The sequence below is a fragment of the Variovorax sp. N23 genome (assembly GCF_025486315.1).
GTDB lineage: Bacteria > Pseudomonadota > Gammaproteobacteria > Burkholderiales > Burkholderiaceae_C > Variovorax.
On record NZ_JAOOPY010000007.1, the window covers coordinates 168351 to 182206 of the forward strand.

The 13856-nt window shown below is 68.2% G+C and carries 13 protein-coding genes; 11 read left to right on the plus strand and 2 right to left on the minus strand.

All coding sequences use genetic code 11. The annotated features are described in order from the left end of the window. Position 1: 1 nt before the first annotated feature. Positions 2-943 (minus strand): 2-dehydropantoate 2-reductase, encoded by a 942-nt coding sequence (gene panE, locus N8A90_RS13120; protein ID WP_262075354.1) that lies wholly within the window; start codon positions 941-943, stop codon positions 2-4. A gap of 276 nt (positions 944-1219) precedes the next feature. Here panE and N8A90_RS13125 point away from each other — a divergent pair, with 276 nt between their 5' ends. Genes N8A90_RS13125 through N8A90_RS13150 form a run of 6 tightly spaced genes read left to right on the plus strand, consistent with a single transcriptional unit; the run spans position 1220 to position 7403 of the window. Continuing rightward, positions 1220-2380 (plus strand): ABC transporter substrate-binding protein, encoded by a 1161-nt coding sequence (locus N8A90_RS13125; RefSeq protein ID WP_262075355.1) that lies wholly within the window; start codon positions 1220-1222, stop codon positions 2378-2380. Between the two features lie 17 nt (positions 2381-2397). Beyond that, the gene (locus N8A90_RS13130; RefSeq protein ID WP_262075356.1) at positions 2398-4233 is read left to right on the plus strand and encodes an ABC transporter permease; all 1836 of its coding nucleotides are present in this window, start codon (positions 2398-2400) and stop codon (positions 4231-4233) included. Between the two features lie 13 nt (positions 4234-4246). Further along, positions 4247-4828, plus strand: a complete 582-nt coding sequence (locus tag N8A90_RS13135) for an OsmC family protein (protein WP_262075357.1) — start codon at positions 4247-4249, stop codon at positions 4826-4828. Beyond that, positions 4809-5651, plus strand: a complete 843-nt coding sequence (locus N8A90_RS13140) for an ABC transporter ATP-binding protein (RefSeq protein WP_262075358.1) — start codon at positions 4809-4811, stop codon at positions 5649-5651. The genes N8A90_RS13135 and N8A90_RS13140 overlap by 20 nt, the downstream gene beginning before the upstream one ends. After that, entirely contained in the window at positions 5648-6493 is an 846-nt protein-coding gene (locus tag N8A90_RS13145; RefSeq protein ID WP_262075359.1) for an ABC transporter ATP-binding protein, read from the plus strand. Before N8A90_RS13140 ends, N8A90_RS13145 begins: the two co-directional genes overlap by 4 nt. Positions 6494-6509: 16 nt before the next feature. Beyond that, the gene (locus N8A90_RS13150; RefSeq protein WP_262075360.1) at positions 6510-7403 is read left to right on the plus strand and encodes a VOC family protein; all 894 of its coding nucleotides are present in this window, start codon (positions 6510-6512) and stop codon (positions 7401-7403) included. A gap of 42 nt (positions 7404-7445) precedes the next feature. On the opposite strand, the gene N8A90_RS13155 is transcribed toward N8A90_RS13150, so the two are convergent. Further along, positions 7446-8780, minus strand: coding sequence for an LLM class flavin-dependent oxidoreductase (locus N8A90_RS13155; RefSeq protein WP_262075361.1), 1335 nt, complete (start codon positions 8778-8780; stop codon positions 7446-7448). A gap of 250 nt (positions 8781-9030) precedes the next feature. Here N8A90_RS13155 and N8A90_RS13160 point away from each other — a divergent pair, with 250 nt between their 5' ends. From N8A90_RS13160 to N8A90_RS13180, 5 genes are all read left to right on the plus strand, one after another. After that, the gene (locus N8A90_RS13160) at positions 9031-9510 is read left to right on the plus strand and encodes a rhodanese-like domain-containing protein (RefSeq protein ID WP_262075362.1); all 480 of its coding nucleotides are present in this window, start codon (positions 9031-9033) and stop codon (positions 9508-9510) included. Positions 9511-9549: 39 nt separating this feature from the next. Beyond that, positions 9550-10458: a serine O-acetyltransferase EpsC gene (gene epsC / locus N8A90_RS13165; RefSeq protein ID WP_262075363.1), complete on the plus strand. Its 909-nt coding sequence runs from the start codon at positions 9550-9552 to the stop codon at positions 10456-10458. Further along, positions 10455-10790, plus strand: a complete 336-nt coding sequence (locus N8A90_RS13170; protein WP_262075364.1) for a multiprotein-bridging factor 1 family protein — start codon at positions 10455-10457, stop codon at positions 10788-10790. Before epsC ends, N8A90_RS13170 begins: the two co-directional genes overlap by 4 nt. Positions 10791-10857: 67 nt before the next feature. Further along, positions 10858-11796 carry a family 2A encapsulin nanocompartment shell protein gene (locus N8A90_RS13175; RefSeq protein WP_262075365.1) on the plus strand — a complete coding sequence of 313 codons (939 nt, stop codon included), beginning with the start codon at positions 10858-10860 and terminating at the stop codon, positions 11794-11796. A 69-nt stretch (positions 11797-11865) separates the two neighbouring features. Continuing rightward, positions 11866-13758: a family 2A encapsulin nanocompartment cargo protein cysteine desulfurase gene (locus tag N8A90_RS13180; protein WP_262075482.1), complete on the plus strand. Its 1893-nt coding sequence runs from the start codon at positions 11866-11868 to the stop codon at positions 13756-13758. Positions 13759-13856 lie beyond the last annotated feature (98 nt).

Here is a 13856-nt window from a genome sequence, read left to right on the forward strand (position 1 = left end):
GTCAGGCGTGGAGCAGGGCGGCCCTGCCGGCGCGCTGCCGCTCGTAGCTCTTCACCTGTGCATACGCCACGGGCAGCAGGATGGTGTCGGCGGTCGACCAGCGGCCGCGGCGCAGGAAGTCTCCCAGGATGTGCTCGCCCTCGGTGGGCGCGCCGCGTTCGATGTCCTTCAGCAAAGAGGCCGTCAGGCGCGAATCGGGCGCCGTCACGGTCGCGCGCGTGCGCGCGATCGCTTCCGGCCGTGGCGCGAATCCGTTATGGGCCGCGATGCGGCTGCATTCGTCCAAAAGGTCCAGGGCCAGGCCGTCGGCCCCGGCGCCGACGATGTCGCCGATGCTGGCGCGCATCAACGTCGTGATGCTGGCGATCGTGGCGATGTGCACCCATTTCTCCCACATCTCCTGCAGGATCGAGTCGCTGAGGCGGCCGACGAAGGCGGCTTGCGCGAACGCGGCGGCGATCGCCTCGACACGCGGCGTACGCTCGCCGTCGAGCTCGCCGAAGGCGAGGGTGTGGTCCTGGCTCAGATGCAGCACGGCCCCTGTCTCGTCGAGCGTCGCGGAGATCAGCCCCAGGCCGCCCAGCACCCGGCGGTAACTGAAGCGCGCCGTCAGCGTGTCGAGGTGGCGCAGGCCGTTGAGCAGCGGCAGGACGACGGTTTCCGGACCCACGGCAGCGGCGAACGACGCGATGGTCTCGTCGAGGTCGTACGCCTTGCAGCCGACGATCACGACGTCGTAGTGCGGCTGGAGCTGATGGGCGAGAACGGTCGGTGGCGACGCCAGGTGCAGGTCGCCTGCAGGGCTGTGAATAACCAGGCCGCTGGCCGCCAGTTGGGCCGCACGCGCGGGGCGCAGCAGGAAGGTGACATCGTGCCCGGCCTGAAGCAGCCGCCCGCCGAAGTAGCCTCCAAGTGCGCCGGCGCCCACCACGAGAAATCGCATCCGAATCTCCTTTCGTGTCGCCGATGCCTGTCCCCGCGGTTGTGGTGGACGCATGGCGAAAGCGGTGCAGCCTATGGGTAATTCGCCATCCCGGCCACGACGTTTTCGGCATGTGCTCATGCGCAAAACAACGGTGGCGAGCGGCCGCCTGTCGCCCCGTGTGCGTCGGGGCAGCCGCACTTACTCGCTCGGCAGATATCGCTGTGCCTTTTTCTTTGTTCCCAAGGGAGGGACGTCCGCGAAGAATGGCCGCCTTCTCACTCACGGAGCGCCTGCATGCTGAATCGCCACACCTTCCTGCGCATCGCGGCCTTGCTGCTGGCCGCGCCCATGGCGGCGCTTGCGGCACCTGCATCGGGCGAGCCGTTGTACTTCGCCGTCAGCGGCCCGCTGACCGGCCAGAACGCGCAGTACGGGGCACAGTGGAAGGCGGGCTTCGACCTCGCGCTGGACGGCATCAACGCCGAGGGCGGCATCCACGGGCGGCCACTGGCCTACGTGTTCGAAGACAGTCAAAGCGATCCGCGCCAGGCTGTGGGGCTGGCGCAGAAGTTCGTCAACGACAAGCGATTCCTGATTGAGCTGGGCGACTTCTCCAGCCCGGCCTCGATGGCGGCGTCGCCCATCTACCAGCGCGCGGGTCTCGTGCAGTTCGGCTTCACCAATTCGCACCCCGACTTCACCAAGGGCGGCGACTACATCTGGAGCCCGTCGATCAGCCAGGCCGATGCGCAGCCGATCCTGGCCGAGCTGGCGGTGAAGGTGCGCGGGCTGAAACGCGTGGCCGTGCTCTTCCTCAACACCGACTGGGGCCGCACCAGCAAGGACGTGTTCGTGAAATCCGCCGAGGCGCTCGGTGCGCAGGTGGTCATCGCCGAGGGCTACCAGCCGGAGGAGAAGGACTTCCGGTCAACACTGGTCCGCGTGCGAGACGCCAAGCCTGACGGGCTGGTGCTCATCTCTTACTACGCCGATGGCGCGCTGATCGCCGGGCAGGTGCGCAGCGTCGGCCTGACGCAGCCGATCGTCGCGTCGAGCTCGGTGTACTCGCCCAAGTTCCTGGAACTGGGCGGCGCGGCGGTGGAGGGCGTCCTGACCAACACCAGCTTCTTCCCCGGCGAGCCGCGCTCCGAGGTCCAGCGCTTCGTTCAGGGCTTCCGCGCCAAGTACGGCAAGGAGCCCGATGCCTTCAATGCCTACGCCTACGATGCGGTGCAGTTCGCCGCTGCCGCGCTGCGCGCAGCCGGGCCGCAGGCAGACCGCAAGGGCGTGCGTGACGTTCTGTACAAGATCAAGGACGTGCCGAGCGTGGTCTTCGGCAAGGCCACCTTCGACCCGCAGACGCGACGTGTGATCGGTGTTCGCAGCGTTCACCTGGTGGTCAGGAACGGGCAGTGGGGTGTCGCCGACAGCCAAGGCTCCGTCGCGTCGAGGTAACGCGTTCTCCGCGTCCGATGACCTTCTCCTTCACCTCGTTCTTCGACTACACGGTCAACGGCCTGATCATCGGCAACGTCTATGCGCTGCTGGCCGTCGGGCTGGCACTGATCTTCGGTGTCTCGCACCTCATCAACTTCGCGCACGGATCGGTCTACACCGTCGGGGCCTACATCGGTTGGGCCTCGATCACTTACCTGCACACGCCGCTGCCGCTCACGCTGCTGGGGGTGGTGCTCGGCAGCGGTGCGCTGGGCATGCTGATCGAGCGGGTCGGGCTGCGGCCGCTGCAGGGGGCGGCGCGCATCGCGCCCTTGCTGGCGACCATTGGCATCAGCTTCGTGCTCGACATCCTGGTGCAACTGGTTTTCAGCCCCGATCCACGGGCACTGCCCACGCAGTTGCCGGACTGGCGCCTGCAGATCGGCAGCGGCACCATCGGCGCGCTCGACCTGCTCATCGCCGGCATCGGCTTGGCGAGCGCCGGCGTGCTGTTCGGTTTCCTGCGTTTCACCAGATTGGGCTGGGCCGTACGCGCCACTGCGCAGGACCGCGATGCTGCGCAGCAGATGGGCGTGGACGTGAATCGCGTGAACCAGACTGTGTTCGCCATCGCCTCGGCACTGGGTGGCCTGTCCGGGGCGCTGGTGGGCATGTACTACAACAACATCAGCCCGGCGATGAGCTTCCAGGCGACGCTCAAGGGCGTGGTGGCGACGGTGGTCGGCGGCGTGGGCAACGTGCCCGGCGCCATCGTCGGCAGCCTGCTGCTGGGGCTGACCGAGAGCTATGGCGTGGCGCTCTTCGGCACGCCCTACCGCAACCTCTTCGCCTTCGTGCTGCTCCTGCTGATCCTGCTTTGGAAGCCCGATGGGCTCTTCGGTCGCAGGCGTGCCTTGCCCCCGGAGCCGCTCACCGGCACCTTCATCGCCCCGAGCAAGCCCTGGCCCGTGCCGCGCTGGCTGCTGGCGGCGCTGTTCGCGATCGCGGCCGTGCTGCCGCTCTTCGAACCGTCACCGTACGTGCTGCAGACGCTGACCAATTCATGGCTTTACGCGGCGCTCGCGCTGAGCCTGACACTCGTCGCCGGCACCATTGGGCAGATCTCGCTCGGCCATGCGGGGCTGCTGGCCATCGGCGCCTACGCCTCGTCGCTGCTGACGCTCGACCTCCACCTGCCGGTGGGCACCAGCATCATCGTGGCGGGTCTGCTCACCTCGGTGATCGGCACCGCGCTGATCTTTCCGGCCTTCCGATTGCGCGGGCACTACGTGTCGATCGCCACACTGGGCATCGGCGAGATCGTGGCGCTGACCATCCTCAACTGGGAAAGCCTCACGCGCGGGCCGATCGGCGTGTCCGGCATTCCGCCGCTGTCGCTCTTCGGGCAGGACGCGTCGTCGAACAACGCCTTCTATTGGGCGTCCTTCGGTGCCATGGTGTTGCTTGCGCTGCTGCAGTGGCGGCTGTTGCGCTCGCACCTGGGGCGGACCTTCCGCGCGGTGCGCGAGGACGAGGTGGCCGCGCGCGCCTACGGCGTGAATCCCGACCGCTACAAGGCGATGGCCTTCGGCTTCGGCGGGTTCGCCGCCGGCGTGAGCGGGGCGTTCACGGCGCATCTCTACTCGTACATCAACCACGAGACCTTCACGTCGCAGATCTCCATCCTCGCGCTGACGATGGTGATCCTCGGTGGCCTGGGCAACATCAGCGGCGCGCTGCTCGGCGCGGTGGCGCTGGTGAGCCTGCCCGAGCTGTTCCGCGTGACCGCCGAGTACCGCATGCTGATCTATGGCATCGCGCTGCTGCTCCTCATCCGATTCCGCCCGCAGGGTCTGCTGGGCACCGTCTGAAAGAAAGAACGCCATGAGCCACCTGAACGACTACCTCGCGGAGAAGCGTGCCGCCGTGTTGGCACGCAACGCCGCCATCGAGGCAGGCACCGCGCAGCCTGCGCAACTCAAGGCCACCGTGCGCGCCGAAGGCCGCAGCGGCGTGCGGCGGCTGCGTATTCGCGACCATCAGGTGATCAGCGACAGCCCGCCCGATTTCGCCGGCTACAACCTCGGCCCGAGTTCGCCGGAGCTGCAGTTGGGCGTGTTGGGCACCTGCGTGACGCACATCTTTCTCATCCAGGCAGCCGAGCGCCAAGTGCCGCTGGAAAGCCTTGAGGTCGAGGTAACCGGCGTGATCGATCCGCGCGGCGGCAAGCCCGGCCACGAGCAGACGCCCATCTGGCCCCACCAGATCGGCTACACGGTGCACATCGACTCGCCGGCGTCGCGCGCCGACATCGACGCGCTGTTCGAGGCGGTCGAGCGCAACTGCCCGATCCTCAACCTGCTGCGCAACCCGCAGACAATCCGGGCCGAGGTCCGGCTGGTGAACTCCCGCGCAGCGTCGGTGCCCACGGACGCGAAAGCCGCCGATGCCGTCGCCACTGCTTGAGGTCGCAGCGCTCACGCGCCGCTTCGGCGGGCTCACGGCCGTGGATGGGGTCGACTTGCAGGTGCGAGAAGGCGAACTGGTCAGCGTGATCGGGCCCAACGGCGCCGGCAAGACCACGCTGTTCAACCTGATCACCGGCCTCGACCAGCCCGACGGCGGCCGCGTGCTGTTCGGCGGGACGGACATCACGGGCCTGCCGGCGCAGGAGCTGGCGCGGCGCGGCCTGGCGCGCACCTTCCAGCACGGCCGGGTGTTCGCCAACCTCAGCGTGCTCGACAACGTGCTGGTCGGCGCGCACACCCGACTGCGCGCGGCCAAGCCGGCGATGCGGGGTGTGCCCGGCCTGGCCGCCATCGCCGAACTGGCGCTGGGCCTGTTGCAGCCGCCATCGGTCTTGCGGGAAGCTCGGCATCTGCGCGAGCATGCGCTGGCGATCATCGCGCTCTTCGGCGACCGGCTGACGCCTCGCATCCATCAGCCGGCGCACAGCCTGTCGTACGCCAACCGCCGGCGCCTCGAGATCGCGCGTGCCCTGGCGCTGCAGCCGCAGCTGCTGCTGCTCGACGAGCCGACTGCCGGCATGAACGAGAGCGAAACGGTCGAGATGCTGCAAATCATCCGCGGACTCAAGCAGCGCGGCGAGACCATCCTGTTGATCGAGCACAAGCTCGACTTGGTGATGCAGCTGTCTGACCGGGTGGTGGTGCTCGACGACGGCCGCAAGATCGCGGAAGGCTTGCCCGAGCAGGTGCGCCACGACCCGGCGGTGATCGAGGCCTACCTGGGGCATCGCCACATCGGCGAACAAGTGGTGGCCGCATGATCGCGACCGTCGCGCGCAGCGGACTGGCGCCCTCATCGCTTTGGGGCGAGGGCCGGGATGAGGGGCTGCCCGAACGCGCCACAACGCCCATTTCCCAAGGCCCCGCACAGCCCCTGCTTCAACTGAAGAAGATCAGCAGTTTCTATGGTCAGGTCCAGGCGCACTTCGACCTCGACCTGGAAGTCCGGCCCGGCCAGATCGTGAGCCTGCTGGGCGGCAACGCCAGCGGCAAGTCGACCACCATGAAGGTGATCCTCGGCCTTCTCAAGCCCCGCGCGGGCGAGGTGTGGTTCGAAGGTCGGTCGCTGTTCGGTTTGTCGACGCCGCAGATCATCCGCCGCGGCATCGGCTCGGTGCCGGAGGCGAGGCGACTGTTCCCCGCGATGACGGTGCGCGAGAACCTGCTGATGGGAGCCTATGCGCGCAACGACCGCAAGGCCGTGGCCGAGGACCTGGGCCGCATGCTGGAACTCTTCCCGCGCGTGGCCGAGCGCATCGAGTTCCAGGCCGGCACGCTCTCGGGCGGCGAGCAGCAGATGGTGGCCATGGCGCGTGCCCTCATGGGTCGGCCCAAGCTCCTGTGCATGGACGAGCCGACCATGGGGCTGTCGCCGCTCTACGTCGACAAGGTGCTCGACCTCATTGCCCGCATCAACCGGCAGGGCGTCTCGGTCTTCATGGTCGAGCAGAACGCCAGCCTGGCCTTGCAGATCGCGCACTACGGCTACGTGCTGCAGACCGGCCGCATCGTGCTTTCCGGTCCGGCGCGGCAACTGCTCGACGATGCGCGCATCCGCGATGCCTACCTCGGTGGGGGCGATGCCGCCCGCACCGCCTCCTGAAACTGAAAGGCACACCATGACCCTTCCGCTGGATCACATCGTCATCGCGGTCCACGACCTCGACATTGCCATCCTCGACTACACCGCGCTCGGCTTCCACGTGTTGCGCGGCGGCGACCATCCCGGCCGCACGACCCACAACGCGCTCGTCGTCTTTGCCGATGGCAGCTACTTCGAGCTGATCGCCTGGAAGGCGCCGGCGCCGGAGGAGCGCTGGTGGCAACTGCTGCAGCGCCACGGGGAGGGCATCGTCGACTTCGCGCTGCTGCCGCGCAGCACCGCCGCCACGGTGACCGCCGCGGGTGAACGCGGCCTGCTGCTGGACGGGCCGCTGGACGGCGGCCGCTTGCGGCCCGACGGCCAGCGGCTTCAGTGGCAGACCGCGCGGCCACCGTCGCCCGACCTGCCGTTTCTCTGCGGGGACATCACGCCGCGCGCCTTGCGCGTGCCGGAAGGGCGCGTGCGCGTGCATCCCAACGGTGCCCTGGGCGTGGCCAGCCTCGCCATTGCGGTGCACGATCTCGACACGACGGTGGAGCGCTACCGCGCGTTGTTCGCCGACGCGGTGGGCGAAGGCCCGGTGCACATCGGTCCGTCCGTTGCGCTGCCGGGCAGCGGCGTGCGCCAGGCGGTCATCGCCATCGGAAGCAGTGCGCTGGTGCTGTCGGCGCCGCGCGATCCGATCGGCGGGCCGTCGAGCCCGCTGGCGCAACGGCTCGCGGCGCGCGGCGAAGGTCCCTATGCCCTGGTGCTGTACACCGAAGATGCCGCGCAAACGGGTGGTGCGCTTGCCTCTGCGCGTGCCCACGGTGCGTTGATCGAGTTCGAGTTGGTGGATACCTTGGCGCAGGCGCAAGCTGGTGCACCCGAGGCGGGCCGGGGCTCGGTCGACAGCTCGGTGGGCGGTTGAGCGGGTCGGACGGAGCAGGCGCCTGCCCGGCGCCCGCCTGCTTCAGACCGAGGGTGGGAAGAACCGGTTGGCCGGGCGCGGAAGGCCGAGGTTCTCGCGCAAGGTCGTGCCCTCGTATTCGCGCCGGAAGATGCCGCGGCGCTGCAGTTCCGGCACGACCTTCTCGACGAAGGCATCCAGGCCGCCGGGCAGCCAGGGGAACATGATGTTGAAGCCGTCCGAGCCCTCGGCCTCGAGCCATTCCTGCATCTCGTCGGCGATCGTCTGGGCGGTGCCGACGAAAGCGAGTCCGCCATAGCCACCCAGGCGTTGTGCGAGCTGGCGCACGGTGAAGCCTTCGCGCTCGGCCAGGGCGATCACGCGCTGCTGGCTGCTCTTGCTGGCATTGGTTTCCGGCACGGGTGGCAACGGGGCGTCGGGGTCGAACCTGGAAGCATCGACGCCGAGCGAGATCGACAGCGAGGCAATGGCGCTTTCATAGTGCACGAGGCCGTCGAGCCGGGCGCGGATGGCGCGCGCCTCTTCCACCGTGTCACCCACCACCACGAAGGCGGCCGGGAGGATCTTCAGGTGGTCGCGGTCGCGGCCGAGCGCAGCAAGGCGCCCCTTCACGTCGGCATAGAAGGCGCGGCCCTCTGCCAGCGTGCCGTGCGCCGCGAAAATCACCTCGGCGGTCTCGGCCGCGAGCTGCCGGCCCGGCTCCGAGGCGCCGGCCTGCACGATCACCGGCCAGCCCTGCACCGGCCGCGCGATGTGCAGCGGCCCCTTCACCGAGAGGTACTTGCCCTTGTGGTCGAGCGTGTGCAGGCGCGCCGGGTCGAAGAAGTGGCCGCTCGCGGCGTCGCGCACAAAGGCATCGTCGGCCCAGCTGTCCCAGAGCCCGGTCACCACGTCGTAGAACTCGCGCGCCCGGGCGTAGCGCTCGTCATGGTCCATGTGGTCGTCGCGCCCGAAGTTCTTCGCCGCATCGGGGTTGCTCGTGGTGACGATGTTCCACCCGGCACGGCCTTCGCTCAGGTGGTCGAGCGATGCAAACCGGCGCGCGATGTGGAAGGGTTCGTCAAAGGTGGTCGATGCCGTGGCGACCAGCCCGAGGTGCGTGGTGTGCTGCGACAGCGCCGACAGCAGCGTGAAAGGCTCGAAGGAGCTGACCGTGTGGCTGCGCTGCAGCGCGGCCATCGGCATGTTGAGCACGGCCAAGTGGTCGGCCATGAAGAAGGCGTCGAAGCGGGCGCGCTCCAGCGTCTGGGCGAAACGCTTGAGGTGCTTGAAATTGAAGTTGGCGTCGGCAAAGGCACCAGGGTAGCGCCAGGCGCCCGTGTGGATGCTGACCGGTCGCATGAAGGCGCCCAGCTTGAGCTGACGGGAGGAAGTCATGAGGAAGCCCGGATGTAGGGGCCGCTGACCATACGCCCGACGCCGGTGGGTGGGCAACGATCGATTTGCTCGTTCGTTATGGCGCGCAAGGTCTAAGCGCGGGGCGTGCACGGTGAGCGCAGGCCATTGCAAAGACGCGCCGGTTGTTTGGATTCCACTTTTTATTCGTTGGTAAGTCCGGCGCTTGCCCCTAGATTGGCGTCTATGGCCATCCAGAAGGCCGCTCACGCATCCAGGAGTCCGTTGCCCCATGTCCACCGAAGTCGAAGAGATCATATTGCCCGAAGCCCTTGAGCGCGCCCATGCAGAAGCCGTGGCGCAGAACCTTTCTTATGCCGGCGGGGTCAGCCCGCCCGAGGCGTGGGCGCTGGTCCAGCAAGGTGCTGCCGTGCTGGTCGACGTTCGTTCGGCCGAGGAGCGCAAGTTCGTCGGCCACGTGCCCGACAGCCTCCACGTTCCATGGGCCACGGGCACGGCGCTCACGCGCAACCCGCGCTTCGTCCGCGAGCTCGAAGCCAAGGTGGCGAAGGCGGGGGGCAAGGACGCGGTGGTGCTGCTGCTGTGCCGCAGCGGCAAGCGCTCCGCCCTCGCGGCCGAGGCCGCGGCCAAGGCTGGATTCACGCGCGTGTTCAACGTGCGCGAGGGCTTCGAGGGCGAGATCGATGCGCACCAGCACCGCGGCGTCGCGGATGGCTGGCGATTTCATGGTCTGCCGTGGGTGCAGGACTGATCACGCCCCTAGAGCGCCAATACAGAGGAGGGCGGACCGATGGCCAGATTCGACATCGCTGAGATCACGGGCGCGCTGCACACCGCTCGCAACGAGTGGCGTGATGCGCAGGGACGCTCGCGCGAGCCGCGCGGGCGCGAGTTTCCGTCCCGCGATGCGATGGCGCAGCTCGTCGTCGCGCTACAGGGGGTGCTGTTTCCGATGCGGCTCGGGCCCCTCGAGCTGCGGCAGGAGAGCGAGGACGTCTACGTCGCCTACACGCTCGACGCCGCGCTGCATGCGCTGCATGGGCAGGCGCTGCTGGAACTGAACTACTACGCACGGCGAGACCCGCGGCCGGAAGTGGATGTCGACGCGCTCGCCCTCGCGGCGGTGCGGGCCTTCAGCGCCGCCTTGCCCAACGTCCGCCGCCTGCTCGACAGCGATGTGCTGGCCGCCTACCAGGGCGACCCGGCGGCACACAGCGTCGACGAGGTGCTGCTGTGCTATCCGGGTGTGCTGGCGATGATCCATCACCGGCTGGCGCATACCCTCTACACGCTGGACCTGCCCCTGCTGGCGCGCATCGTCGCCGAGCTCGCGCACGGGCAGACCGGCATCGACATCCATCCGGGGGCGCAGATCGGGCCGGGCTTCTTCATCGACCACGGCACGGGCGTGGTGATCGGCGAAACGGCGGTCATCGGGCGAGGGGTGCGCATCTACCAGGCAGTCACCCTCGGCGCCAAGCGCTTTCCGCTTGACACCGAAGGCCACTTGCAGAAGGGCTTGCCGCGCCATCCGCTGGTCGAGGACGACGTGGTCATCTATGCCGGCGCCACCATCCTCGGGCGCGTGACGATCGGACAGGGTGCGACCATCGGCGGCAACGTGTGGGTCACCGACCATGTGCCGGCTGGTGCCAGTGTGACTCAGGCCAGCCTGCAAAACGCCAGGCCAATTGCATGAGCAGGATCGCCGTGGTGGACAGTGCGACGTCCGCGAACGCGTCAGGCGACACCGCACAGCCCGTCGAGGACCTGATCCAGATCTTCGGCATCGCGGTACGCCAACTGCGCGAAGTGCGCGGCTGGTCGCAGGAAGAGTTGGCCGAGCGATCGAACCTCAATCGCTCCTATGTCGGCGAGGTGGAGCGCGGCCGCGTGATCGCCTCGATCCTCACGGCGCAGAAGCTCGCACGCGCGCTGGAGATCGACATCGCATCCCTGCTCACACGGTGCGATCAGATCGAGCGGCAGCGCACTGTGCGCCGCATCAACTTGGCGGCTATAGCCTGTTGAGCGAACGGGCACGGCGCGCCGACACTGCCCAGCGATTTCTCTTACTTCATCGATCAACGGAGTCTCCATGACAGCAACAGTGGGCGGAACGACCGCTCTGGGCGACAACGCCGCACGCCAGCTCGCCAATGCCACCAAGAGCGTCCCCCAGCTCGAGACGATCAGCCCGCGCTGGCTCACCCACCTGTTGCAATGGGTCCCGGTGGAGGCCGGCATCTACCGCCTGAACAAGGTCAAGAACCCCGAATCGATCCAGGTGGTGTGCACAGCCAAGGAAAGCGAGAACCAGCTGCCGCGCACCTGGGTCGACTACGAAGACCATCCGCGCGAATACAACCTGAACGCCGTGAGCACCGTCCTCGACGTGCACACCCGGATCTCCGACCTCTACAGCAGCCCGCACGACCAGATCAAGGAACAGCTGCGCCTGACGATCGAGACGATCAAGGAGAACCAGGAAAGCGAGCTGATCAACAACCCCGACTACGGCTTGCTGTCGCAGGTGACCGACGAGCAGCGCATCTTCCCGCTGACCGGCGCGCCGACGCCCGACGACCTGGACGAATTGCTGACCAAGGTGTGGAAGGAGCCCGCCTTCTTCCTGACCCACCCGCTCGCCATCGCCGCCTTCGGCCGCGAAGCCACCCGCCGTGGTACGCCGCCGCCGACTGTGAGCCTGTTCGGCTCGCAGTTCATCACCTGGCGCGGCGTCCCGCTGATCCCGTCGAACAAGGTGCCGGTGGCCGACGGCAAGAGTAAGATCCTTCTGCTGCGCGTGGGCGACAAGCGCCAGGGCGTGGTCGGCCTGTTCCAGCCGGGCCTCACCGGCGAACAGAGCCCGGGGCTGTCGGTGCGCTTCATGGGCATCAACAACCATGCGATCGCGTCGTACCTGATCTCCCTGTACTGCTCGGTCGCGGTGCTGACCACCGATGCGCTGGCTGTGCTGGACGACGTGGAGATCAACCGCTACCACGACTACTCCGCGCTGGACACGTACAAGTAAAGCGCTGTGGTGAGCTCACTCCTTCCATCCCAGGGCGAGGCGCCGTTCGACCCGGCCCTGCTGGCGCAGATGGCATCGCAGCTGTTCGCCGCGCTGCCGGGCCAGGCCGTGCCGGGCGTGCAGGCGCCTTCGCAGCTCGCGCCACCCGGTTCGCCGCTGGTGAGCCCGGCTGGGTTCGGCCCCAGCGTGCCGGGGACGCCGATCCCGCAGGGCACGGTACCCGGTGCCAATCTACTGCCGGCTTCGCCGACGCAACTGCCGTCGCTGGCCAACCGCGCGCCCGCCTTGCTGCCGCACGCGCAGGCTGGCAACGGAGTGCCCGACACGGTCTTCGCGGCCCTGCCGGCCTACGAGCCGCGTCTGGCAAGCGCTGCGATCGGCGCGCCGGAAGCGCAGGCGGCGGTGCCGTCGCATCCGGCGGCCGGTGCGTCGCCGTTCTACTTTGTCGGCGATCGCTACGGCCAGCCATCGCCTGGCGGTGCTGGCACGGATGCCGCACCGAGCATGCTGCGTGGTGGCGTCCATGATGGGTTTACCGGCCTGCCGTACGCGCAACCGGCCGGCCGCGACGTGCAGTCGCTGCTGCAGTCACCGTCGTCGGCGCCCGCGCGACCGCCCGAGCCCTCGACCGCACCGCAGTACTACTTCGTCGATGCGGTGCGCCTGCCGAGCGGCTACGTCACGCCAGCCAAGCCATCGCCTCACGGCGATGTACCCAAGGCCACCGAAGGCCAGCGCCAGCCCTTCGACGTGCACGCCGTGCGCCGCGACTTCCCGATCCTGCAGGAGCGGGTCAATGGCAAGCAGCTGGTGTGGTTCGACAACGCTGCCACCACGCACAAGCCGCAGTCGGTGATCGACCGCGTCTCGTACTTCTACGAACACGAGAACTCGAACATCCACCGCGCCGCGCACGAGTTGGCCGCACGCGCCACCGATGCGTACGAGGGCGCGCGGGAGCGCGTGCGGAAGTTCATCAACGCGCCCGAAGTGGAAGAGGTGATCTTCGTGCGGGGCACCACCGAGGCCATCAACCTGGTGGCCAAGAGCTGGGGCGGCCAGCATGTGGGCGAGGGTGACGAGATCATCGTGTCGAACCTCGAGCACCACGCCAACATCGTGCCGTGGCAGCAGTTGGCCTCGGCCAAGGGCGCGAAGCTGCGCGTGATCCCGGTGGACGACTCGGGCCAGGTGCTGCTCGACGAATACCGCAAGCTCTTGAACGACCGCACGAAGATCGTCGCGGTCACGCAGGTCTCGAATGCGCTGGGCACGGTGGTGCCGGTGAAGGAGATCGTCGAGCTCGCGCACCGCGCCGGAGCCGTGGCGCTGGTCGACGGCGCGCAGTCGGTCTCGCACATGCGCGTCGACGTGCAGGACATCGGCGCCGACTTCTTCGTGTTCTCTGGCCACAAGGTCTTCGGACCGACCGGCATCGGCGTGGTCTGGGGAAAGCGCGCCGTGCTCGAGGACATGCCGCCCTGGCAGGGCGGGGGCAACATGATTGCCGACGTGACCTTCGAGAAGACCGTGTTCCAGCCGATTCCGAACAAGTTCGAGGCCGGTACCGGCAACATCGCCGACGCGGTGGGCCTGGGCGCCGCGATCGACTACGTCAACAAGGTCGGCATCGAGAACATCGCGCGCTACGAGCACGAGCTGCTGGTCTACGGCATGCAGCAACTGCGTACCGTGCCCGGCGTGCGGCTGATCGGCACGGCCGACGACAAGGCGAGCGTGATGTCCTTCGTGCTGGCCGGCTACAGCACCGAAGAGGTCGGCCACGCGCTGAACGACGAGGGCATTGCGGTGCGCACGGGGCACCACTGTGCGCAGCCGATTCTGCGCCGCTTCGGCGTCGAGACGACGGTGCGGCCGTCGCTGGCCTTCTACAACACCTTCGACGAAATCGACCGGCTGGTGGCGGTGGTGCGCCGGCTCGCGGCGGCGCGTCGGGCGTAGCTCGGCGCGGCGGTGGCGGTCGCCGACCGCGCCTCGGCGGGCGGTGCAGACCCGCTGACGTGCCCGATGATGCTGGTCCACCTGCATGCCGACCAGAC